At 37.0% G+C, this 22,603-nt stretch carries 23 protein-coding genes; 8 read left to right on the top strand and 15 right to left on the bottom strand.

What is annotated here, in order from left to right; translation table 11 throughout:
* Positions 1-3: 3 nt before the first annotated feature.
* A complete protein-coding gene (gene typA, locus ACQ5H4_RS04390) occupies positions 4-1,842 on the bottom strand; it encodes a translational GTPase TypA (protein WP_430773782.1) in 1,839 nt (612 codons plus the stop codon).
* A 182-nt stretch (positions 1,843-2,024) separates the two neighbouring features.
* On the opposite strand from typA, the gene ACQ5H4_RS04385 reads away from it, so the two are divergent.
* On the top strand, positions 2,025-2,210 hold the full coding sequence (locus ACQ5H4_RS04385; RefSeq protein ID WP_119707397.1) for a YlaF family protein: 186 nt from the start codon (positions 2,025-2,027) through the stop codon (positions 2,208-2,210).
* A gap of 26 nt (positions 2,211-2,236) precedes the next feature.
* Here the strand turns inward: ACQ5H4_RS04385 and ACQ5H4_RS04380 are convergent, their stop codons facing one another.
* The 3 genes from ACQ5H4_RS04380 to ACQ5H4_RS04370 form a co-directional block, all read right to left on the bottom strand.
* Positions 2,237-2,701 carry a GNAT family N-acetyltransferase gene (locus ACQ5H4_RS04380; protein WP_430773781.1) on the bottom strand — a complete coding sequence of 155 codons (465 nt, stop codon included), beginning with the start codon at positions 2,699-2,701 and terminating at the stop codon, positions 2,237-2,239.
* Entirely contained in the window at positions 2,688-3,485 is a 798-nt protein-coding gene (locus ACQ5H4_RS04375; protein ID WP_430773780.1) for an inositol monophosphatase family protein, read from the bottom strand. The genes ACQ5H4_RS04380 and ACQ5H4_RS04375 overlap by 14 nt, the downstream gene beginning before the upstream one ends.
* 183 nt (positions 3,486-3,668) lie before the next feature.
* A complete protein-coding gene (locus ACQ5H4_RS04370; protein ID WP_066059919.1) occupies positions 3,669-3,863 on the bottom strand; it encodes a hypothetical protein in 195 nt (64 codons plus the stop codon).
* A gap of 198 nt (positions 3,864-4,061) precedes the next feature.
* On the opposite strand from ACQ5H4_RS04370, the gene ACQ5H4_RS04365 reads away from it, so the two are divergent.
* A complete protein-coding gene (locus ACQ5H4_RS04365; RefSeq protein WP_430773779.1) occupies positions 4,062-4,682 on the top strand; it encodes a YktB family protein in 621 nt (206 codons plus the stop codon).
* A gap of 76 nt (positions 4,683-4,758) precedes the next feature.
* Here ACQ5H4_RS04365 and ACQ5H4_RS04360 read toward each other — a convergent pair whose 3' ends face one another.
* Positions 4,759-5,028: a UPF0223 family protein gene (locus ACQ5H4_RS04360; protein ID WP_430773778.1), complete on the bottom strand. Its 270-nt coding sequence runs from the start codon at positions 5,026-5,028 to the stop codon at positions 4,759-4,761.
* 186 nt (positions 5,029-5,214) lie between these two features.
* Between ACQ5H4_RS04360 and ACQ5H4_RS04355 the strand changes: the two genes are divergently transcribed.
* Positions 5,215-6,684, top strand: a complete 1,470-nt coding sequence (locus ACQ5H4_RS04355; RefSeq protein ID WP_430773777.1) for an aminotransferase class I/II-fold pyridoxal phosphate-dependent enzyme — start codon at positions 5,215-5,217, stop codon at positions 6,682-6,684.
* Between the two features lie 81 nt (positions 6,685-6,765).
* Here the strand turns inward: ACQ5H4_RS04355 and ACQ5H4_RS04350 are convergent, their stop codons facing one another.
* Both ACQ5H4_RS04350 and ACQ5H4_RS04345 read right to left on the bottom strand, forming a co-directional pair.
* A complete protein-coding gene (locus ACQ5H4_RS04350; RefSeq protein WP_430773776.1) occupies positions 6,766-6,894 on the bottom strand; it encodes a GapA-binding peptide SR1P in 129 nt (42 codons plus the stop codon).
* 180 nt (positions 6,895-7,074) lie between these two features.
* Positions 7,075-7,374: a DUF3055 domain-containing protein gene (locus ACQ5H4_RS04345; RefSeq protein ID WP_119707390.1), complete on the bottom strand. Its 300-nt coding sequence runs from the start codon at positions 7,372-7,374 to the stop codon at positions 7,075-7,077.
* 174 nt (positions 7,375-7,548) lie between these two features.
* Between ACQ5H4_RS04345 and ACQ5H4_RS04340 the strand changes: the two genes are divergently transcribed.
* Entirely contained in the window at positions 7,549-7,983 is a 435-nt protein-coding gene (locus tag ACQ5H4_RS04340; protein ID WP_430773775.1) for a DUF1885 family protein, read from the top strand.
* Positions 7,984-8,448: 465 nt separating this feature from the next.
* Positions 8,449-8,826, top strand: coding sequence for a small peptidoglycan-associated lipoprotein (locus tag ACQ5H4_RS04335; protein WP_430773774.1), 378 nt, complete (start codon positions 8,449-8,451; stop codon positions 8,824-8,826).
* 34 nt (positions 8,827-8,860) lie between these two features.
* Here the strand turns inward: ACQ5H4_RS04335 and lpdA are convergent, their stop codons facing one another.
* The 5 genes from lpdA to ACQ5H4_RS04310 all read right to left on the bottom strand — a co-directional run bounded on the left by lpdA (position 8,861) and on the right by ACQ5H4_RS04310 (position 14,880).
* A complete protein-coding gene (lpdA, locus tag ACQ5H4_RS04330) occupies positions 8,861-10,270 on the bottom strand; it encodes a dihydrolipoyl dehydrogenase (RefSeq protein ID WP_430773773.1) in 1,410 nt (469 codons plus the stop codon).
* A gap of 4 nt (positions 10,271-10,274) precedes the next feature.
* Positions 10,275-11,585, bottom strand: coding sequence for a dihydrolipoamide acetyltransferase family protein (locus ACQ5H4_RS04325; RefSeq protein ID WP_430773772.1), 1,311 nt, complete (start codon positions 11,583-11,585; stop codon positions 10,275-10,277).
* A gap of 92 nt (positions 11,586-11,677) precedes the next feature.
* Positions 11,678-12,655, bottom strand: a complete 978-nt coding sequence (locus ACQ5H4_RS04320; RefSeq protein ID WP_430773771.1) for an alpha-ketoacid dehydrogenase subunit beta — start codon at positions 12,653-12,655, stop codon at positions 11,678-11,680.
* Between the two features lie 3 nt (positions 12,656-12,658).
* Positions 12,659-13,774, bottom strand: a complete 1,116-nt coding sequence (gene pdhA / locus ACQ5H4_RS04315) for a pyruvate dehydrogenase (acetyl-transferring) E1 component subunit alpha (RefSeq protein WP_430773770.1) — start codon at positions 13,772-13,774, stop codon at positions 12,659-12,661.
* A gap of 437 nt (positions 13,775-14,211) precedes the next feature.
* The gene (locus ACQ5H4_RS04310) at positions 14,212-14,880 is read right to left on the bottom strand and encodes a YkyA family protein (protein ID WP_430773769.1); all 669 of its coding nucleotides are present in this window, start codon (positions 14,878-14,880) and stop codon (positions 14,212-14,214) included.
* Between the two features lie 247 nt (positions 14,881-15,127).
* On the opposite strand from ACQ5H4_RS04310, the gene def reads away from it, so the two are divergent.
* The 3 genes from def (at position 15,128) to rnjA (ending at position 18,077) form a co-directional block, all read left to right on the top strand.
* Positions 15,128-15,682: a peptide deformylase gene (def, locus tag ACQ5H4_RS04305; RefSeq protein ID WP_430773768.1), complete on the top strand. Its 555-nt coding sequence runs from the start codon at positions 15,128-15,130 to the stop codon at positions 15,680-15,682.
* A gap of 511 nt (positions 15,683-16,193) precedes the next feature.
* A complete protein-coding gene (locus ACQ5H4_RS04300) occupies positions 16,194-16,406 on the top strand; it encodes a DNA-dependent RNA polymerase subunit epsilon (protein WP_430773767.1) in 213 nt (70 codons plus the stop codon).
* 3 nt (positions 16,407-16,409) lie between these two features.
* On the top strand, positions 16,410-18,077 hold the full coding sequence (gene rnjA / locus ACQ5H4_RS04295) for a ribonuclease J1 (RefSeq protein ID WP_430773766.1): 1,668 nt from the start codon (positions 16,410-16,412) through the stop codon (positions 18,075-18,077).
* Positions 18,078-18,116: 39 nt separating this feature from the next.
* On the opposite strand, the gene ACQ5H4_RS04290 is transcribed toward rnjA, so the two are convergent.
* The 3 genes from ACQ5H4_RS04290 to ACQ5H4_RS04280 form a co-directional block, all read right to left on the bottom strand.
* Positions 18,117-18,776 (bottom strand): potassium channel family protein, encoded by a 660-nt coding sequence (locus ACQ5H4_RS04290; RefSeq protein WP_119707379.1) that lies wholly within the window; start codon positions 18,774-18,776, stop codon positions 18,117-18,119.
* 95 nt (positions 18,777-18,871) lie between these two features.
* Positions 18,872-20,698: an ABC transporter ATP-binding protein gene (locus ACQ5H4_RS04285; RefSeq protein WP_430773765.1), complete on the bottom strand. Its 1,827-nt coding sequence runs from the start codon at positions 20,696-20,698 to the stop codon at positions 18,872-18,874.
* Positions 20,699-20,707: 9 nt separating this feature from the next.
* A complete protein-coding gene (locus tag ACQ5H4_RS04280; RefSeq protein ID WP_430773764.1) occupies positions 20,708-22,462 on the bottom strand; it encodes an ABC transporter ATP-binding protein in 1,755 nt (584 codons plus the stop codon).
* Between the last annotated feature and the right edge of the window lie 141 nt (positions 22,463-22,603).

Genomic DNA, 22,603 nt, shown 5'->3' with positions numbered 1-22,603 from the left:
AGCTTAGCTCATTTCCGCCATTTTTTTCTTCTTAGCGATTCTTTCTCTCTCGTTCTTATCAAGAATCTTTTTGCGGAGACGAATTGATTCAGGAGTTACTTCACAATACTCGTCTTCATTTAGGTATTCAAGTGATTCCTCAAGTGTCATAATTCTTGGCTTTTTCATAGTTGTTGTTTGATCTTTATTTGCAGAACGAATATTTGTCGCTTGCTTTACCTTCGTGATATTAACCGTAATATCATTTTCACGTGTATGTTCACCAACAATCATTCCTTCATAAATCTCAGTACCTGGCTCAACAAAAATGGTTCCACGGTCTTCAACACCCATAATGCCGTAAGAAGATGCTTTACCTGATTCCATTGAAACAAGTACTCCTTGACGTCTTCCGCCGACTTGACCTTGTGCCATCGGTTGGTAGCTGTCAAAACTGTGATTGATAATACCGTATCCACGAGTTAATGTTAAGAATTCAGTTGTATAACCGATTAATCCTCTGGCAGGAACCATGAATATTAAACGCACTTGTCCACTACCATTATTAATCATATCAACCATTTCACCTTTACGAGCACCCATTGATTCCATAATTGAACCAGTATGCTCCTCAGGTACGTCAATTTGAACACGTTCTACAGGCTCACAACGGACTCCATCAATGTCTCTTACGATAACCTCAGGCTTTGATACTTGAAGCTCATAGCCTTCACGACGCATGTTCTCGATAAGAATAGAAAGATGTAGTTCCCCACGTCCTGAAACAACCCATGCATCAGGTGAATCAGTGTTGTCTACACGTAAGCTCACGTCTGTTTGAAGTTGAGCACGAAGTCTTTCTTCAATTTTACGAGCAGTTACGAATTTCCCTTCTTTTCCAGCAAATGGACTATTATTAACAAGGAAAGTCATTTGAAGTGTTGGCTCGTCAATTCGTAACACAGGAAGTGGCTCTTGGTGCTCTACAGGACATACCGTTTCCCCAACGTTAATATCTTCCATACCTGAAACAGCGATCAGATCTCCTGCGAAAGCTTCTTGGATTTCCTGACGCTTTAGGCCGAAGAAACCAAAGATTTTTGTTACGCGGAATTGCTTTACTGAACCATCAAGCTTCATAAGGGCAACCTGTTGTCCAACCTTCATCGTCCCACGGAACACACGGCCGATACCAATTCTTCCAACATAGTCATTGTAATCTAATAGTGCTACCTGGAATTGAAGAGGTTCCTCACGGTTGTCAACTGGAGCAGGAATATTCTCGACAATTGCCTCATATAAAGATTCCATGTTCTCATCCTGCTTATCAGGAGTCACACTTGCTGTTCCATTAATTGCTGAAGCGTAAATAACAGGGAATTCTAATTGTTCTTCTGAAGCTTCTAATTCAATAAATAAATCAATTACTTCGTCAATAACTTCAGCTGGTCGAGCGAAATCACGGTCAATCTTATTAACAACAACAATTGGTGTAAGATTTTGCTCTAATGCTTTTTTCAATACAAAGCGTGTTTGTGGCATACAGCCCTCGTAAGCATCAACAACAAGTAGTACACCATCAACCATCTTCATGATACGTTCTACTTCTCCACCAAAGTCAGCGTGGCCCGGTGTATCAAGGATATTGATTCGAGTATCTTTATATTGGATTGCTGTATTTTTAGCAAGGATCGTAATACCACGTTCTCTTTCTAAATCATTCGAATCCATCGCACGCTCTTCCACGTGCTCATTTGTACGGAACGTTCCTGATTGTTTTAATAATTGGTCAACCAGTGTTGTTTTTCCGTGGTCAACGTGGGCAATAATCGCAATATTTCTAATGTCTGTTCTTAAGTTCAACATGTTCACTCCTACATTTTTATATAAACTTTTATTTAACTTTTTTAGTCATAACTGAAACATTATATCATATTCGAAGTGGAAACCTAGTAATATTTTGTGTAAAATAATGAAGGGAGCGTATTCATTTTATTTTTAACAAAACAAATACATTCTAATACCTCGCTCAAGGAGGTTTTATCTTGAAATCAATTAAGTGGCCATTATTATTTTTTGCTTTTGCTTCAGCAGCCTGTATGATGGGAACGGGAATAGCTATTAGTTATCGTAGCATAGGGGGTATCCTTGCTTCGTTAGCTGCACTTGTTATCGTAATGGGCTTTGGATTTACTACTAAGAAAAAAATGCGAGAACAAGGAAAACTTTAAAAGGGTTGGCATTTGCCAACCCTTTTTTATTGCAACGGAGAAACCATGATTAAAAACATTTGATTTTGTTCATCTTTTTCAACTTTAAACTGTTCAAAATAACAGTCTGATAAAAATTGAATCCACATATCAGCTTCAACTGGTACTCCTGCAAAAATCGCCTTATGCCCTTTTTCTCGCAATTCTTCTTTTAAATGCTGCATTATCCTTATACCTAAACCTTGCCTTCGCTCGTTTGGGTTTATAATTACCATACCAATCCAAGGCTTATTGTTAGATGGTGCACACTCCAAATGATAAGTGATAGCTACATCTCTTTCCTCTTGCTGCCACACTCTCCATTCTCCATAAAAATATTTGTTCATATATTCTTTAGCTGTCCAATGTTCCATTTCAATCCTTTTCCACAGAGAATCAAATTTTGTAAAATCATGTAATAATGTAGCATCCGATTCAAGCATTTTTCGGTAATGAATGTTACCAATTTCCATTATGTAAATAATCCTTAAGCACTGCTTCGTGAAAACTTGCATTCGCAATAAACACAGAATTTTCTCCGAGCAAATTAAGCTTCTCACCCTTTAAAGTCGTACACTTTCCTCCAACCTCTTCCACCAAAATAATTCCTGCTGCGAAATCCCATGGAGATAATCGAAGGGTCATATATGAATCCAGTCTCCCAGCAGCCACATATGCCATTTCTAGCGCTGCTGAACCGTATGATCTCGTTCCTCTCACCGCTCTGACAAGTGGAGACAGAATACTGCTATCAATTCTTCGGTTCTGAGTGACCCACGTACTATTTATCCCAATGACTGCCTCCTCTACCCTCACAGGTGAAAGGGGAGAAAGTGGTTTATCATTAATATAAGCACCCTCCCCCTTCTTAGCATGATACAATTCATCATGGACAACATCATATATGAGACCAATCATACCAACACCATTTTCATAAATCCCAACCGATATAGCAAAGTTTCTTTGTTGATGAATAAAATTCATCGTACCATCAATGGGATCAATGATCCAAACTACACCTGACAATTCTTTAGGGTTACTACCTACTCCCTCTTCTCCTAACACACGATGGTCTGGGAAATGGCTTTTTAGCTTATGTATGAAATATTCTTCAATCTCCTTATCCATATTTGTAACGAGGTCGTTGGCATGTGATTTGGTTTCAATGTTTAGTACTTTTGAAAATGATTTTTTTATAAGTTCACCCGCTTCTTTAACCAATTGTTTTGCAAATATGTCCACTGCATTAATATCCATGCATATCATCTCTTTCCTATGTAAATATCTTTATTCTTATAGAGTAAAACAATTAGAATCAACAAACAACTGATACGAATGTGAGAAATAAAATAGGCGATCATAAGTATGCACTTAATGTTCGCCTTTATGATTCCCTTTGTATTTTTTTAAAATCCATCCATCTATACCATCCTTACAAAATTACAATGCCTTTAACTTTACAAGTTCCATTCTGATTCTTTCTAGTTTTTCTTTCACTTGTGTTTTCTTCTTTTCATTTTTCTCCGTCATAGCTTCAAATAATGTAGCAAGTTCATAATCCATTTCCAAACGTAGAACAGCCGTTCTTTCTCTTTCTGCGTTATTCTTTTTCGCTGAGCCAATCAGCTGTTTCATAGTAAAACACCCCTTTTTGTAATGATAATTTTCAGATAATTTTTACTATTATAATATGAACAAAATGCTTTTGATGCAACTAATTTGCGCTTTTGCCTAACATTTTTTATTTTCTATGCAAAAGTCTACATATTTCTCGTTCTTTCTACCATATGCTACAATTATCTACAGAGAGATTTATTTATGGGAGGAAAAACAATGCAATTTACTGGATTTACTGAAGAGGACTTTGAAGTTTTTACAATAGATGGTTTGGATGCAAGAATGGATGCTTTAAAGACTACAATTAGACCAAAGCTTGAAGCACTTGGAGAACATTTTTCTCCTACTTTATCGGCTTTAACTACTAATGAAATGTTCCCGCATGTAGCAAAGCATGCAAGGCGAACGATTAATCCTCCTAAAGATACATGGGTAGCCTTTTCAAGTAGTTCAAGAGGATATAAAATGCTTCCACATTTTCAAATTGGCCTCTGGGAATCTCATGTTTTTGTTTGGTTTGCCATGATTTACGAAGCTCCAAATAAAGCAGATTTCGGAAAGACATTAGAGAAAAAACTATCTTCTATTTACAAAAATACACCAAAGCATTTCGTTTGGTCTGAGGACCATATGAAGCCAGGTGCTACAACGCATCAGCAACTAAAAAAAGAAGACCTCCGACTCATGTTCGAGCGATTACAGACGGTTAAAAAGGCAGAAATATTATGTGGGATCCATATAGAGAAAAACGATGCGATTAACATGTCTGCTGACGATTTCCTAACAGAAGTTGAGGGTGTCTTTAAGACATTATTACCCCTGTATAAATTAGCGTAAACAGTTTTCGAAAAAAATGGGCAATTAAATAAAAGGGAGCCACGAAGGAGTTGCATTCTCCGTTGGCTCCCTTTACTTATTTCATTTTTATTTTTTCTGAATTGCCTTCTTTTGCTTTTTTTACAGTTAAGTACGTGGAATATCCACTTGACTCAGCAAATTCATCACATATCTTTTTTTCTTCTGATTTACTCGGAACAATCTCCTTAAATCTGCGATACGATTTCATAAATTCGTCTCGACCTACTCCTTTTTCATAAGCAGCCTCAACAAACTCAAAAAACTTAATAACATCGATAATTTCATCAGTTGACCATGTATGGTCAATCGGGTATTGATATTCCAAAATACATTCACTCCGTTACATTTAATTTCTCTTAAAGTGTACCCTAAAAATAAGTTACATAGCAATCTGACATAATAATGAAATAGGAATAGGTTTTTCTATGCAAGGAAAGTGAATAATGCTATAATTTCACTTGTTTTATGGGTGAAATAACCTGACTATTAATTAAAGAGGTGTGGAAATACGTTGTCTCAATACGAAACACCGTTATTTAGCGGACTTATAGAGCATGCAAAAAAGGATCCAGTTCAATTCCATATTCCTGGGCATAAAAAAGGAACAGGGATTGATCCGGAATTTAGAAATTTTATAGGTGATAATGCGTTGTCAATTGACCTGATTAATATTGGTCCACTTGATGACCTTCATCAACCAAAAGGAATGATTAAGCAAGCACAGGACCTCGCTGCTGAAGCTTTTGATGCGGATCAAACTTTCTTCTCTGTTCAAGGGACTAGCGGTGCTATTATGACAATGGTCATGACAGTTTGTGGACCTGGAGATAAAATCATAGTACCTAGAAACGTTCATAAATCAGTTATGTCAGCGATTGTTTTTTCTGGTGCAACACCAATTTTTATCCATCCAGCCATCGATGAGAAGTTAGGAATTTCACATGGTATTACAACAGATTCGGTTGCACGTGCACTAGAACAGCACCCAGATGCTAAAGGTGTTTTGGTTATCAACCCAACATACTTTGGAATGGCTGCCGATCTAAGGAAAATTGTTGAAATTGCTCATTCGTACAATGTACCAGTCCTTGTGGATGAAGCCCATGGGGTACATATCCACTTCCATGATGATCTTCCTTTATCAGCCATGCAAGCTGGTGCAGATATGGCTGCGACAAGTGTTCATAAGCTCGGAGGCTCCATGACACAAAGCTCTGTTCTAAATATTAAAGGAAATCTTATTAATCCAAAACGCGTACAATCCATATTAAGTATGCTGACAACTACATCAACTTCTTACCTGTTACTAGCTTCCCTAGACGTAGCACGGAAGAGACTTGCAACCGAAGGCAAAGAGTTGATTAGTCAAACCATTGACTTGGCTCAATATATTCGTCGAGAAGTAAATACAACCCAACATCTTCATTGCGTTGGAGAAGAAATCCTGCAGTTGGATGCAGTGTATGATTACGACCCTACAAAGCTAATAATTTCTGTTAAGGAGCTTGGTTTATCTGGTTTTGATGTAGAAAAATGGCTTCGTGAAAACCACAATATAGAAGTAGAAATGTCTGACTTATACAATATTCTGTGCATCGTAACACCAGGTGACACGAAAAGAGAAGCAGATCTTTTGATAGGTGCATTAAGAGAACTGGCATCTCAACCAATTAAAAATAATGAAATGGTAAAAGCAGAAGTACTATTACCAGATATTCCATTATTAGCATTGACACCACGTGATGCTTTTTACGCAAAAACAGAGCTTGTGCCTTTTGATGAATCGGAAGGAAGAATTATCGCCGAATTCATCATGGTCTACCCACCTGGTATTCCAATTTTTATTCCAGGAGAGATCATAACTGAGGATAACTTAACATATATTCGAAAAAATATGGAAGTTGGTCTTCCTGTACAAGGGCCGGAAGATTTTGACCTTCGATATTTACGAGTCATTAAGGAACAGAAGGCTATAAAATAGAATGAAAAGAGAGCGAGGGTTATCCCCTCGCTCTTTATTTACAATCACAAATTCATATGTGTAATTACAATTACATATAATTTACTTCTCTTCTTCCCCGTGAGTATGACAGCAATCTCTACAATGTGACTTCGCATAAAGAACGGTAACTTTTTCATCCTCAAAATGATCAATCGTTGAATTACAAGCTTGACATACGATAGTTCCCATTTTCCCATTCCCCTTTATTCGTATTTAATCACAAGTATTGAAAACGCTTCAACATCTTTATATTAATAATAATATAACATTATTAATTTATCAACCTTAAATTGTATAACACATTAAAAAATTATGTTGACTATAAAAACAAAAAAATTACAGACCTTTTTGGTCTGTACAAAGTACACTTTATTCATATTGTGTTTGAAAAGGTGTTTCTGGTAAGGCCTCTGAAAAGAATTCAACTAAATCCTTCGCTTGTTGGAGGTCTTTTATTCTAAATGCTGACTGAATGTATTCGATATCATCGAGGTCTTTAGGGTCGAGGAGTGTTGAGCGGCCTGTTTGCATACATATTACGAGAGGCTTACCAAAAAACATATCTGTGTAAACAATTCCAAAGTCATAGCGCGTTTGTTCTGTAGCAAAACCGACAAATCGAACTCTGACCTTTTCGTGCTCATCATAGAGCTTGTCAAAAAAATCCATTATTGCCACCTCCTGTATTTTCTTAATATTTAGAATTTTATTATATCTCACAGACCCAAAGAAAAGCAACCACAACTTAATACGATAACTTGTTGTACTTTAATTTTATACAATGCTAGAATGAAGATGAGCAAAGAAATATGTATATTTTCGTACAATAATGGGGGGATTATGGTGGCTACTAACGCATACATAAAGCTCGTGCCAGCATCAACAAAAGAAAACGTTACCACAGATGAAATAAAAGAGCTTTTTCACTATTATAAGGACATAACTTCAAAGACGGGAAAGCAACTTGATTGGCAGTATGAGGCATCAGCCTTTCCTTATGAAATAAAGGAAGATCCCTCAGGAAAAGGAACCTGGTTTTATTTGTATTCTGATCAAGATAGGTATCATGCGATTTTATTAGGGGTAGACCAGGAGACCATTGTAGATACAGATGGAAATGAGAACAAACAAACATATATTCAAGTTACACTTCCAGAATCCTCGACTTTTGGGGATAAAGGAAAAGCAAATGAGTTTTGTAAATTTGTAGCTAAAAAGCTTCAAGCAGAACTTCATTTATTTAATGGTCGAATTATGTACTACTACCCAAGAAAATAAGTTTAATGTAAAAGCAAGTAGCTATCCTATTAGCCACTTGCTTTTTTATCATTAATAGACGAAAAATGTCATGGTCAAATGAAAAGAACTGTAAAGCATCAAACTTATCATTGTTACTATTATTGTCTTTTTAGGTGAACGAATAATATGGTTTCCAGTAGAAATAGCTAAATAGAAAAAGACAAAAAACATTAGGATATTGTAGATTAGTTGATCATGTTTTGAAAGCCATTCTGTCAGAGTGTATCCACTCCATATCATCAATTGTATGATAATTACAATGTAAACCTTCATACTGTTCACCACCGCTCTATTCTTCTATTCTCACTTGTCCTACTTTATTTTATGTTTAAACTTCTCATTCTATTTTTCATTTCTGTAACAAATAGATGACATTGAATAAAAATTCCCAACTGTATGGTAAAATATGTTCAAAAATTACAAAAAGAAAATGGAGGCGATATATTGAAAGGGTTATCTATGTTTATAGTGATTATGCTCTTACCGATTATCGTCTCCTGTGATCGTTCAAAATCTAATGATGTTTTACCCTTTGATAAAGATGTCAAACAACTAGTTTTCCTTTCTGATGAATCGGAGTATAAATTTGAAGCCGCCTATTATGATGCCTTAATAGAATTAAAAAAGACCTATCCTGAGGCCGTTAAAAACATGAAGACGATTAATCCCAATCGCTCAGATGAGTATCTTGACTTTCTTACGATAAAAGAAAATCCAGCCATTTTCGTAGTTTATAATAATGAAATAGTAGCCACAGTGAACGGAGAAGAAACTGTAGAAGAGATTGTCCAGCCCATAGCAAAAGTTCTAGACGAAAAATAAGACCTGCATCCATAAGGAAGCAGGTCTATTTTTGTTATTTTACAATATGAATTGGATTTCCAAGTGCAACTTCAGCAGCTTCCATCGTGATCTCACCTAAAGTAGGATGAGCATGGATCGTCATTGCTAAGTCTTCTGCTGTCATTCCTGCTTCAATAGCTAGGCCTAATTCAGCAATCATATCAGATGCGCTAGGTCCAGCGATTTGTGCTCCGATAACTAATCCATCTTCCTTACGAGTTACAAGCTTTAAGAAGCCTTCAGCAGCGTCTAGTGCTAGTGCACGACCGTTAGCTGCGAATGGGAACTTAGCTGCAATTACATCAATTCCCTCATCTTTAGCTTGCTTCTCAGTGTATCCTACTGAAGCTAACTCAGGATCTGAGAATACCACTGCAGGGATAGCTAAATAATCGATTTCAGACGTGTGGCCAGCAATCGCTTCAGCAGCTATTTTACCTTCGTATGATGCCTTGTGAGCCAACGGAGGACCTTCTACAACATCACCGATTGCATAAATATTGCTTACACTCGTACGACATTGCTTGTCGATCTTGATAATTCCTCTTTCTCCTAGTTCAACACCAGCTTGCTCTAAACCAAGCTCATCAGTGTTAGGACGACGACCAACCATTACGAACACATAGTCCGCTTCAACAGATTGCTCTTCTCCCTTTACTTCGTAAGTTACTGTTACACCTGTATCTGTTTCCTTTACACCTTTAGCAAGTGCCTTTGTAATGATTTCCGCACCTTTTTTCTTTAGGTTTCGCTTAACAATAGCAGACATTTGCTTTTCGAATCCGTTTAGGATTTCATCAGTGCCTTCTAAGATCGTTACCTTCGTTCCAAAGTTAGCGTATGCTCCACCAAGCTCAGTACCAATATATCCTCCACCGATAACAACGATATGGTTAGGAATCTCATCTAAAGCAAGTGCTCCAGTTGAATCAAGTACACGCTTTGTATATTTGAATTGAGGTAATTCAATTGGACGTGAACCTGTTGCAATAATAGCGTTTTTAAACTTATACGTTTGTGCAGAGTTCTCATCCATTACGCGTACAGTTGTGTTATCAACGAAATAAGCTTCTCCACGAACTATGTCAACCTTATTTCCTTTTAAAAGTCCTTCTACTCCGCCTGTTAGCTTCTTAACAACTCCAGCTTTCCAAGCTTGAACTTTTGAAAAATCTACTTTTACGTTTTCAGCTGTAATTCCAATAGCATCAGAATGCTTTGCTGTTTCATAACGGTGACCAGCAGCAATCAATGCTTTTGAAGGAATACAACCAACATTTAAACAAACTCCACCAAGAGTGGCTTTTTCTACGATTGTTACTTTTTGTCCTAATTGTGCAGCACGGATAGCAGCTACATAACCACCAGGTCCAGCTCCAACGACAAGTGTATCTGTTTCAATTGGGAAATCTCCAACTACCATTTTTTTACGCCTCCATTAACAATAGTTCTGGATCGTTCAACAAGCGCTTAATATGGTTAAGTGCGTGCTGAGCTGTTGCTCCATCAATCATACGATGGTCAAAGCTTAAAGATAATGCTAATACTGGTGCAGCAACAATCTCACCATTTACAACGATTGCTTTTTCTGCAATACGACCAATCCCTAGAATTGCTACCTCAGGATGGTTAATTACAGGAGTAAACCATTGACCACCAGCAGAACCGATGTTAGTGATTGTGCAAGAAGCACCTTTCATTTCATCAGGAGCTAACTTACCGTCACGTGCTTTTCCTGCAAGCTCATTGATATCATTAGAAATCGCGAATAGTGACTTACGGTCTGCATCCTTTACAACAGGAACAAGTAATCCTTTTTCAGTATCTGCTGCGATTCCGATATTGTAATAGTGCTTGTGAATGATTTCGCTTGTTGCATCATCAATTGATGTATTTAAAGCAGGGAATTCACGTAATGCACTTGTTAATGCCTTAACTACATAAGGTAAGAATGTTAATTTAATTCCTTTATTTGCTGCCACATCTTTATACTTCTTACGGTGTGCAACAAGTTTCGCTACATCAATTTCATCCATTAATGTTACGTGTGGAGCTGTATGCTTAGAGTTAACCATAGCTTTTGCAATTGCTTTACGAATTCCACTCATCTTCTCACGAGTTTCTGGATATTGACCTTGTGGAATTGGTGTTGCTGCTGGTTTAGCTGTTTCTTGAGCTGCTTCAGTAGCAACTTCAGGGGCTGCTGGTGCAGTTTCTACTGCAGCTGGAGCTGCTCCACCGTTTAAGAATGCTTCAATATCTTCTTTTAGTACGCGACCGTTCTTACCAGAACCAGCAACTAAAGTAATATTTACACCTTTTTCACGAGCATATTTTCTTACCGAAGGCATTGCAACCACACGGCGATTAGGATCAACAGAGGCCTGCGTTTCTGCTACACCATTGTTAGTTGTGCTAGCTTCTGCAGCAGGAGCTTGCTCTTCTTGCTTTGGTGCTTCCTCTTCATGATCGTCACCTTTAAATTTAAGGTTTTCATATCCAGGAGCATCAAATGTAATAAGGACTTGACCTACTGTTGCAACAGTTCCTTCACCTACTAGAACTTCTTCAACTGTACCAGCAACTGGTGATGGAATTTCTACAACTGCTTTATCGTTTTGTACTTCACAAAGTACATCATCTTCTTGAACTTTATCGCCAGCTTTTACAAACCACTTAACGATTTCACCTTCATGGATACCTTCACCGATGTCAGGTAATTTAAATTGGAATGACATGTATTCACCCTCCTATAGATACGAGCTTATTCAGAACTTTTCAAATAAGGAAAGGGAAAATGGTGACCCATTCCCCTCTTTTATTAATAATTTTAGAAGTTTAAAACTTTCTTTGCTGTTTCAATTACATCTTTATAGTTAGGTAACCAAACTGTTTCCGCTTGAGAGAACGGGTACACAGTATCAGGACCAGCTACACGTAATACAGGAGCTTCTAAGCTAAGAATGGCACGGTCGTTAATTTCAGCAACAACTTGAGCAGCAATCCCTGCTTGCTTTTGCGCTTCTTGAACAACAATTGCACGTCCTGTTTTCTCTACAGAAGCTACGATAGCGTCAATATCTAATGGTGCAAGTGTACGTAAGTCAACAACTTCTACTGAGAAACCTTCTTTTTCTAGTTCTTCAGCAGCTTTTAATGATTCATGTACCATTGCTCCGTAAGTAATAATAGATAAGTCTTTCCCCTCACGCTTCACATCAGCTTTTCCAAGTGGAATTGTATACTCCTCTTCAGGAACCTCTTGACGGAATGAACGGTATAGCTTCATATGCTCAAGGAAGATTACCGGGTCATTATCACGAATTGCTGATAATAATAAACCTTTAGCATCGTAAGGAGTTGATGGAATAACAACTTTTAAACCAGGTTGTTGTGTCATTAATCCCTCTAAGCTATCAGCATGTAGTTCAGGTGTATGAACCCCACCACCGAATGGAGAACGGATGGTAACAGGAGAATTGTAACGTCCACCTGAACGGTAACGCATACGAGCCATTTGACCAGAAATAGAGTCGATTACTTCGTACACAAAACCGAAGAATTGAATTTCCATAATCGGACGGAAACCTTGTAAACCAAGACCGATTGCTAAACCACCGATACCAGATTCAGCAAGTGGTGTATCAAATACGCGCTCTTCTCCGAATTCCTTCTGAAGACCCTCAGTTGCACGGAATACTCCTCCGTTATTTCCTACGTCTTCACCGAATAGTAACACGTTCGGATCATTGCGCAATTCAATACGTAACGCATCCGTGATTGCTTGAATCAATGTCATTTGCGCCATGGCTTACTTCGACTCCTTTTCTTTATAAATAGCGTATTGCTCTTCAAGATTTTGAGGCATTTGTTCATACATATTTTCCATTAGGTCAGTAACCTTCTGTTTTGGTGCCTCATCCGCTTTTTTGATTGCCTCTTTAATATCTTCTTTTGCTTTTTCAATTACTTCGTTTTCTTTCTCTTCATTCCAGATTCCTTTTTTCTCAAGGAATTTACGGAAACGTACTAATGGGTCTTTCTTCTCCCACTCGTTATCTAAATCAGAAGTACGGTATCTAGTTGGATCGTCTCCTGCCATTGTGTGTGGACCATAACGGTATGTTAATGTTTCAATAAGAGTTGGACCTTCACCGTTAATCGCTCTTTCACGAGCTTCTTTTACTGCTGAATAAACAGCAAGTGCATCCATTCCATCAACTTGAATTCCAGGAATTCCAGCTGCTACAGCCTTTTGAGCAATTGTCTTTGCAGCAGATTGCTTTTCAACTGGTGTAGAGATAGCAAAACGGTTGTTTTGTACAACGAAAATTGCTGGTGCCTTAAATGCACCTGCAAAGTTAATTCCTTCATAGAAATCACCTTGAGAAGCTCCACCGTCACCTGTGTAAGTGATCGCAACAGATTTAGCTCCACGCTTTTTCATTCCTAAAGCTACGCCAGCAGCTTGAATGATTTGCGCTCCGATAATGATTTGTGGCGAAATTACGTTTACTCCTTCTGGAATTTGATTTCCATGGAAGTGCCCACGAGAGAATAAAAACGCTTGATATAATGGAAGTCCGTGCCAAATCATTTGAGGAACATCACGATAACCAGGAAGAATGAAGTCTTCCTTTTCTAATGCAAATTGAGATGCAAGTTGTGATGCTTCTTGACCTGCAGTTGGAGCATAAAATCCTAAACGACCTTGTCTATTTAATGAAATAGAACGTTGGTCAAGAATTCTTGTGTAAACCATACGGCTCATTAATTCTTGTAGCTGCTCATCAGTTAGATCTGGCATTGCAGCTTTATTAACTACTTCTCCTTCTTCGTTTAACACTTGAATAGTTTGAAACTGCTCAGAGATTTGCTCGAGTTGCTTCGTTGCATCGAACCCTTGATTCTTCGTTTTAGAAGCCATCGGAGTCACCAATCCTTTCTTTGGTAGAAAAATAATAATAAAAGCTAATTACGCACAAAAATTAGGATACCCAAAATCAAATCTTCTTAGAAATAATCATCATTATTAGATTTGACCTGTTTTAAACAGAGAGAAGCTATTATTTATTAAGTAGTTTCCCACAAATCTCGTTTATAAAAACAGAAATTGTAGATTACATGCTTATGATATTCTGTATCACTAACTTATGCAACAAAATTGATACAATAAATTGATTCGTTTCTTAGTTTACATCATTAAAAATACCTGCGTCAAATATTAAATCTGTAAGTTTTTAAATATATACATAGTAATTATTATTTTAATCATAATCATTTCCTGTATCAATCAATAATCACAGCTGTACTATATAACATCTCCCTATTCATCGACCTGTTATAAATCAAAAAAAGCCGACCTTAGTTGGTCGACTCTTCTATATCTAGTCCTGATAGTTCATAAAAGGCATGTTTTGTATCATTATAATCCTTCGTTAAATCATTAAATTTTTCATTGGCTGCAATAACTTGTTCGTATATTTGATTTATTTTAACTATTTGTTCCTCAAGCTCTCCTAAAGACCTTTCCTCTGCTTTTAGCATATTATACAGATTTTTGTCCTGCTCGAGGCCTTGTGTATATGCTTTATATAGCTCATCATGGGTACGATATCTTTCAGTCATTACTGAGAATAATTCGTCTGCTTTATTTTTCACTTGCTTCTCATCAATTTTCTCAATCAAAGGTTTAACTCGTTTAAATTCTTCTTCTGATTCCTCTAGGCTTTTTTGTTCATTTTCGATATGAACCCGTCTTTTTTCTACTATTTCTATAGCTTCATCCGACTTTTTTACAATATCATTAAGATTCTTTGTTCCTAGTTCCATTATCTCTTCATATATTCGTTGCTCGTCCTTTTCTAACAGTACTAACGGTTCCTGCTGTTCTTCAAACAAAGCTTCTTTTGCTACTACATCTTCCAATACTTCGTGAATTTTTTCGGGAGTTGATTGAAAAGGACTACAGCCTGACAAAAACAGAATGAAAACGAAACATAAGATACCTAATAAAAGTTGATTTTTACGCACAATTTAGCCCTCCTATAACAATTTAACTATATCTAGTAGTGGGACGAATGACAATACTATTACAATGCTTTATTTTTAAAAAATGGCTAGGCTTGTCCGTTTTTTTACATCATATTTCTAAACATTCATAAATATGTATTAAATAAACAAAATCAGGAATGATGATTAACTTTTAATCCAAACTTTGATAGACTATTATCGATAAACAACGGACGAGTGAAGTCTTGTAACTTAGGAGCGTGTATTTATGATAACTATGGATGATATCATACGGGATGGACATCCAACCTTACGTAAAGTAGCCGAGGAAGTTTCCATGCCTCCCTCTCAAGAAGATATTGAACTGTTGAAAAGTATGCATGAATATTTAATAAATAGCCAAAATCCAGAAACCGCAATGAAATATCAATTGCGAGCTGGAATTGGAATTGCAGCACCACAGATAAACGCTTCGAAAAGAATGATCGCAATTCATGCAAAAGATGAGAAAGACCAACAGCATAGCTATACATTATTTAATCCCAAAATTATTAGCCATTCTGTAGAAAAAGCCTATCTTACATCTGGTGAGGGATGTCTCTCTGTAGATGAAGCATTCCCCGGATTTGTAACAAGATATTCAAAAATTACAGTTAAAGCATTTGACCTACAAGGAAAAGAAGTTAAACTTAGATTAAAAGGAATTATGGCAATTGTATTTCAACATGAAATTGATCACCTTAACGGAGTGATGTTTTATGATCATATCAACAAAAAAGACCCATATTACGTACCTGAGCATTCAATTGCCGTAGAAAGATAACCATGGCTGCTGGTAAATCTACCAGCAGTTTTTTTATTAATTCACTAAAATACCAACTTTATCCACGAGAAATTTTGTTAAAAGAGCATATAATATAAGTAGAAGAAATGCTTCCGGGACAAATTTTCTTTACTTTGGACAAGGATCGTTTAAATATTACTTGTAAGGAGATGATCCACCATGTTAAAGAAGCTTAGAAAAAAGCTTGTTAGGCAGTGGAACGAATTATTACGTAAAAAAACAATTGCATAATTTTTCACCTTCCTGGCTTGGGGCTTCCCCAAGCCAGATCTTATACTATATATTTTTTCTAAGAGAGAGCCCTTCTAAACTTGCGAAGGGCTACTTCTTTATTGTAAAGTTAATCATTGTCACTACATATTCTTTTGCAACAATGTAAAATAATGGTTAATCACACATAATCCTACTATTTAATAAGAAAAAACATGAAATACATGTTATTTTTAGATATAATAGAAAAAGTTACTATCGGAACAAGGAGAGATTTTAAATGATATTTAAAGTTTATTTTCAAGAAGACAAAACACAGGTACCTGTAAGAGAAAAGACAAAAACCGTTTATGTTAAAGCGGATTCAGAACGAGAAGTCCGTACAAAATTGGCAGACCGACCATACAATATCGAGTTTGTTACACCAGTAACGGGTGCATTCTTAGAGTATGAACAACAAAATGAAGATTTTAATGTATTGGAGATTGATTAATTTATGAAATTTGTAAAGAACGATCAAACGGCCGTGTTCGCCCTTGGCGGCCTTGGGGAAATCGGAAAGAATACGTATGCAGTACAATTCCAAGATGAAATTATCTTAATTGATGCCGGTATTAAGTTTCCAGAGGACGAGCTACTTGGAATTGACTACGTAATTCCTGATTATACTTACCTAGTAAAAAATGTGGACAAAATAAAAGGTCTTTTTGTTACACATGGACATGAGGATCATATTGGTGGGATCCCCTATTTATTAAGAGAAGTAAATATTCCTATTTATGGCGGTAAACTAGCACTTGGCTTAATCAAAAATAAGCTTGAAGAACACGGATTACTTCGTACAGCTAAACTAATCGAGATTAAAGAAGATGACATCATTAAGTTCAGAAAGACATCGGTTACTTTCTTTAGAACTACCCATAGTATTCCGGATTCATATGGAATAGTAGTGAAAACACCTCCAGGACAAGTCGTCCACACTGGAGATTTTAAATTCGATTTCACTCCTGTCGGGGAACCAGCTAATTTAACTAAAATGGCGGAAATCGGTAAAGATGGCGTGCTTTGTTTGTTGTCTGATAGTACAAACAGTGAAGTCCCTGATTTCACTATGTCAGAGCGACGTGTTGGTGAAAGCATTCAGGATATATTTAGAAAGGTAGAAGGTCGCGTTATTTTTGCTACCTTTGCTTCTAACATCCACCGCCTTCAACAAGTAACAGAAGCTGCCGTAGCACAGGGTAGAAAAATTGCAGTATTCGGTAGAAGTATGGAAGCAGCCATTCGTATCGGACAAGAATTAGGTTATATTCGTGCACCAAAGGATACATTTATTGAACCACAACAAATTAATCGTATTCCAGCTAATCAAGTGACCATTTTATGTACAGGGAGCCAAGGCGAGCCCATGGCAGCTCTTTCACGAATTGCCAATGGAACACATCGACAAATACAAATCATTCCTGGAGACACGGTTGTCTTCTCTTCTTCACCAATTCCAGGAAACACGGTTAGTGTTAGCCGGACCATCAATATGCTTTTCCGTGCGGGAGCCGATGTTATACATGGTTCATTAAATGACATCCACACTTCTGGCCACGGTGGACAACAGGAACAAAAGCTGATGCTACGCCTGATTAAACCTAAGTTCTTCATGCCAATCCATGGAGAATATCGCATGCAAAAAATGCACGCCAAACTTGCAGTGGATTGTGGCGTAGAAGAAGAAAACTGCTTTATTATGGATAATGGTGAGGTTCTAGCTTTAAGTGAAGATACGGCACAGGTTGCTGGAAAGATTCCATCTGGAAATGTTTATATCGATGGAAGTGGAATCGGTGACATCGGTAATATCGTTTTAAGAGACCGTCGTATCCTCTCTGAAGAAGGACTAGTTGTTGTAGTTGTTAGCATTAATATGAAGGACTTTAAAATTGCTGCTGGTCCTGATATCATCTCTCGCGGGTTTGTATATATGAGAGAGTCTGGTGACCTGATTAACGATGCTCAATCGCTAATTTCTAAGCATTTAAATAAGGTGATGGAAAGAAAAACAACACAATGGTCAGAAATCAAAAATGAAATTACTGACACATTATCTCCTTTCCTATATGAAAAAACAAAACGTCGTCCGATGATTTTGCCGATCATTATGGAGGTATAAAACAAAAGCCACTCTTAAAATGAGTGGCTTTTGTTTTATTTATTGGATGACTTTCTTTTCAAAACGATTGATGTCAACATCTGCACCAATAACGATTAAGACGTCATTTGCTGCAATAGGTTCATTTGCTTGTGGTGATACAATGATATTGTTTCCTCGCTTAATAGCAACAATGTTAATACCGTATTTCGCACGAATATCCAAATCGATAATAGTATTTCCTACTAGACGATCACTTGCCACAATCTCAACAATACTATGCTCATCCGAAAGCTCAAGATAATCTAACACACTGTTTGATATGATATTATGAGCAATTCTTTTCCCCATATCTCTCTCAGGATGAACCACATGGTCTGCACCAATTTTTCTAAGTACCTTCTCGTGATAATCATTTTGTGCTTTAACCGTAATATTATTTACACCAAGCTCTTTTAATATAAGAGTAGTTAAAATACTTGCTTGTATGTCATCACCAATAGCAACGATCACATGATCAAAATTACGAATACCAAGACTTTTTAGAACTGACTCATCAGTTGAATCGCCTACTACGGCATGAGAAGCAATCATTGAAAACTCATTCACTCGATCCTCACTATTATCAATAGCCATAACCTCCATACCCTCTTCAGCAAGAGCACGGCAAATACTTCCTCCAAAACGTCCAAGTCCAATGACAGCAAATTCTTTTTTCATAAAAGGTTCCTCCGAATACTGTTCAAGTATTTTACCATTTTAGCACAAAGCACCAAAAGGAAAAAGCCCCCATCTCAGGTTGGGAGCGGGCAGCTTTAACTCGCTGTGTTTATGGTAAATTGTGCTCTTACTAGTGAATAATATTCCCCTTGATAATCCATTAATTGTTCATGATTACCCTGCTCAATTATTTCACCATGATCTAGAACAAAAATTTGATCTGCTTCACGTATCGTAGATAAACGGTGAGCGATAATTACAGCTGTACGGTTTTTTAATAACGTCTTTAAGGCATTTTGAATTTTTTGTTCAGACTCTGTATCAATACTTGCTGTTGCTTCGTCTAAAATAAGAATTTTAGGGTCTGCAAGCAAGGCTCTAGCAAAGGAAATTAACTGTCTCTCCCCTACGGAAAGAACATTTCCTCTCTCCTCTACCTCTGTTTCATACCCATTAGGAAGTCTTTCAATAAATCCATTAGCACCAACTGCCCTTGCGGCTTCTTTTGCCTCTTCCTCCGTAGCCTCTGGGTTTCCGAATAATATATTTTCCATAATCGTACCGGAAAATATGAATGTGTCCTGTAATACTACACCTATTTGTTTTCTTAAACTTTTTAACGAAACATCCTTTAGATCTGTACCATCGATGGATACTGTACCACTAGTGGGGTCGTAAAACCGGCTAATTAGGTTGGCAATTGTTGTCTTCCCTGAACCAGTATGCCCTACCAAGGCAACGGTCTGACCTGCTTTCATCTCTAAAGATATACCTTTTAGTGCTTTACGATTTGAATCGTAGGCAAACTCAACTTTATCAAAAATGATTTGACCTTGAATATTTTTGAGTTCAAATGCTGCTTCCTTTTGAGACACAATTGGTTTTTCGTCCAAGAATTCAAAAATACGCTCAGAAGATGCCATCCCCATTAACAATTGATTATACACTTGACCAAGCCTTGAAATGGGCTCCCAAAACATTCCTAGATAAAAGGCAAAGGACACAAACTCACCAATCGTTATCGATTCATTTTGAATTAGATTTGCTCCAAACCAGATAAGAACAGCTGTCCCGACCGCATTCGTTAATTCGACCATTGGGCGGAACATTGCATTTTTTTGAGAAGCCTCTCTCCAGCTTTGGAAATTCTCAGTATTCACACCATCAAAAAACGCCATGTTTTCTTGTTCCTGTGTAAAGGACTGAGTTACTCTTATACCTTGTATACTTTCATTCAGATGAGAGTTGAGTTTTGACTGCTTGAGACGTACAACCTGCCATGATTTTCTAATATTCCTTCTAAGACTTGTAGAAATAAAGAACATGATTGGTAAAATGACCATGATAGCTAATGTTAATTCCGGACTTAATGTAAATAATATAACCACTACACCTATCAAAAGAATAACATCCATTAATAGATTAATAACTCCATTCGTAAATAGCTCCTGAAGAGAATTAATATCATTCATAATTCTTACAAGAATGGAACCTGCTGATCTTTGGTCAAAGAACCGATGTGAAAGATTTTGCACATGTGTAAAGAGGTGTTTTCTTAGGTCATATATGACATTTTGCCCAAGCTGATTCATCCATTTTATCCGGAAGAAATTGGCTATGTAAGAAGCCATATATAAACCAGAAATGATAATTACAAGTGTCGTTAGGAGTTTTGCATCCTTATTTACGATTGCTCTGTCTAACGTGTACACCCCTATCAACAATGGGATAATAAGTCGTACTGCTGTGTTGATCAGTACCATAATCATTGAAAAGGGAAGTAAATTTTTTCGATAAGGTTTCATATAACTGAACAATCGCAGCATCTGACCCCAGTTAAACGGTTTATCAATTATCTGGTCTTGTGAATATTCAAATCTTTTTATTGCATTTTCACTAACACGTGGTTGTTTCTTATTCATATGATCCCCCTATCCGATATGCGATTGCATAATTTGCTTTTGATCTTGGTATTGAATATCATACACGCGCTGATAAAGTCCGTTTTGATTTACTAGTTGTTCATGGACTCCACGTTCTACAATTTTCCCTCTATCTAGAACCAGTATTTCATCAGCATGCTTAAGCGATGAAATTCTATGGGCTATGATAAATGTTGTTCTCCCTTTCATAACCTCATGAAGGGCTTGCTGTATTTTAAATTCGGTTTCCATATCAACAGCACTTGTAGCATCATCTAAGATCAGTATACTTGGGTTCACACAAATCGCCCTTGCGATCGCGATTCGCTGTTTTTGACCTCCTGATAATCCCATTCCACGTTCCCCAAGCATTGTGTCGTAGCCATCGGGTAGCTCCATAATAAAATCATGTGCTTGAGCCCTTTTCGCTGCCTCAACGATCTCTTCCATTGTCGCCTCCGGTCTTCCATAAGAGATGTTTGCTTTAATGGAAGACGAAAACAGAAAGGATTCCTGTAACACAAACCCAATGTTGCTTCTTAGAGATTTAAATGCAAAATTGTTTACCTTCTCACCGTCAATTAATATTTCTCCTTCATTAACGTCATAAAACCTAGTGATGAGCTGTGTAATGGTGGTTTTACCTGATCCAGTAGCTCCTAGTAGCCCAATTTTCTTTCCAGGCTCAGCTACAAAAGAAACATCGTATAATGCCTCTGAATCATCCTCAGTATATTTAAAGGTAACGTTCTTAAATTCTACCCTTCCTAGCAATCTATCAACCATTAATTGCCCTTCATTCTCTTCAATCTCTCCCTCTGCTTCAAGGATCTCCAATAACCTTTCCCCAGAAGCTTTTGATTGTGAAAATAAATTAATCACAAACCCAATGTTCATAATTGGCCACATAATGTACCATACCAAACTGTAAAAAGCCACTAACTCTCCAGGTTTAAGCTCTTCTTGGATGACGAGGTACCCCCCGTAAGATAACAATAAAACAACGCTAATATTACCTAGCATCTCCATTAGTGGAAAATACTTTGCCCAGATATTGGAGGTGAAAATATATTTATCCTTGTAGTCACCATTTGAATGGTTAAACTTTCCGATTTCAAAGTCCTCTCTTGATAATGACTTCACCGTGTTAATACCACTAATATTTTCTTGAACTTTAGTGTTTAATTTCCCAAAGGATTTTCGAATTCCTCTAAATGCAGGATGAACGGCTCGATCGAATTTATAAACAACAACCGCTAAAAACGGAAGCGTGATCAAAGTAACAATGGTTAGTGGAACAGAGTAGTAGAACATAACACCAAAAGTGATACCAATTAAGACGATAAAGCGAATCAACTCTGAAAACCCAAATGAAAGAAAAAAACGAAACCCTTCTACATCTGCCGTTAACCTCGACATAAGATCTCCCGTTTTGGCATTATCGTAATAGCGGAACGGTAAATACTGCAGTTTCTCATAAAGGCGATTTCTCAATTTATAAACGGAGGTTATTCCAAACAAGTCTCCTGTATATTGATGAATATACGTTCCAATCCCCTTGATCACCATAACACCCACAAAACCTAAGCTAACGATTGGAATCCATTCGTACCTTCCCCCCAGCACTATGTCATCAATCGTTATTTGAAGAATAATTGGGTATATTACAGTGATTCCTGTAATAAGTAATAGAAACGACATTGACCATAAGAAATAGCTTTTATAAGGCCAGTAAAATTCTTTCAGCTTTTTAAAAACCTCCATGAAAATCCCCCTTCATTTGTCAGAATTTCTAAAAAATTCATGAGCATAGTAATAAATATATCGGTTTTCGAAATAAATTTCCACCCTTTTACAATATTTTTTCATATAAAAAAAGACTAGGGATCCTAGTCTTTTAAAAAT

Origin of the sequence: Bacillus coreaensis, from assembly GCF_050586445.1 — a bacterium.
Classification (GTDB): Bacteria; Bacillota; Bacilli; order Bacillales; family Cytobacillaceae; genus Robertmurraya_A; species Robertmurraya_A coreaensis.
Note: the sequence above shows the minus strand (reverse complement) of the source record. Positions and strands in the feature narration are given on the sequence as shown.

What these genes read in the sequence shown, in the direction of transcription:
- ACQ5H4_RS04380 (WP_430773781.1), bottom strand. Translation starts at nt 2,701, where the DNA reads ATGGAAATTGGTAACATTCATTACCGAAAAATGCTTGAATCGGATGCT.
- ACQ5H4_RS04375 (WP_430773780.1), bottom strand. Translation starts at nt 3,485, where the DNA reads ATGGATATTAATGCAGTGGACATATTTGCAAAACAATTGGTTAAAGAA.
- ACQ5H4_RS04370 (WP_066059919.1), bottom strand. Translation starts at nt 3,863, where the DNA reads ATGAAACAGCTGATTGGCTCAGCGAAAAAGAATAACGCAGAAAGAGAA.
- ACQ5H4_RS04365 (WP_430773779.1), top strand. Translation starts at nt 4,062, where the DNA reads ATGCAATTTACTGGATTTACTGAAGAGGACTTTGAAGTTTTTACAATA.
- ACQ5H4_RS04350 (WP_430773776.1), bottom strand. Translation starts at nt 6,894, where the DNA reads ATGGGAACTATCGTATGTCAAGCTTGTAATTCAACGATTGATCATTTT.
- ACQ5H4_RS04345 (WP_119707390.1), bottom strand. Translation starts at nt 7,374, where the DNA reads ATGGATTTTTTTGACAAGCTCTATGATGAGCACGAAAAGGTCAGAGTT.
- lpdA (WP_430773773.1), bottom strand. Translation starts at nt 10,270, where the DNA reads ATGGTAGTTGGAGATTTCCCAATTGAAACAGATACACTTGTCGTTGGA.
- ACQ5H4_RS04325 (WP_430773772.1), bottom strand. Translation starts at nt 11,585, where the DNA reads ATGTCATTCCAATTTAAATTACCTGACATCGGTGAAGGTATCCATGAA.
- ACQ5H4_RS04320 (WP_430773771.1), bottom strand. Translation starts at nt 12,655, where the DNA reads ATGGCGCAAATGACATTGATTCAAGCAATCACGGATGCGTTACGTATT.
- pdhA (WP_430773770.1), bottom strand. Translation starts at nt 13,774, where the DNA reads ATGGCTTCTAAAACGAAGAATCAAGGGTTCGATGCAACGAAGCAACTC.
- def (WP_430773768.1), top strand. Translation starts at nt 15,128, where the DNA reads ATGATAACTATGGATGATATCATACGGGATGGACATCCAACCTTACGT.
- ACQ5H4_RS04300 (WP_430773767.1), top strand. Translation starts at nt 16,194, where the DNA reads ATGATATTTAAAGTTTATTTTCAAGAAGACAAAACACAGGTACCTGTA.
- rnjA (WP_430773766.1), top strand. Translation starts at nt 16,410, where the DNA reads ATGAAATTTGTAAAGAACGATCAAACGGCCGTGTTCGCCCTTGGCGGC.
- ACQ5H4_RS04290 (WP_119707379.1), bottom strand. Translation starts at nt 18,776, where the DNA reads ATGAAAAAAGAATTTGCTGTCATTGGACTTGGACGTTTTGGAGGAAGT.
- ACQ5H4_RS04285 (WP_430773765.1), bottom strand. Translation starts at nt 20,698, where the DNA reads ATGAATAAGAAACAACCACGTGTTAGTGAAAATGCAATAAAAAGATTT.
- ACQ5H4_RS04280 (WP_430773764.1), bottom strand. Translation starts at nt 22,462, where the DNA reads ATGGAGGTTTTTAAAAAGCTGAAAGAATTTTACTGGCCTTATAAAAGC.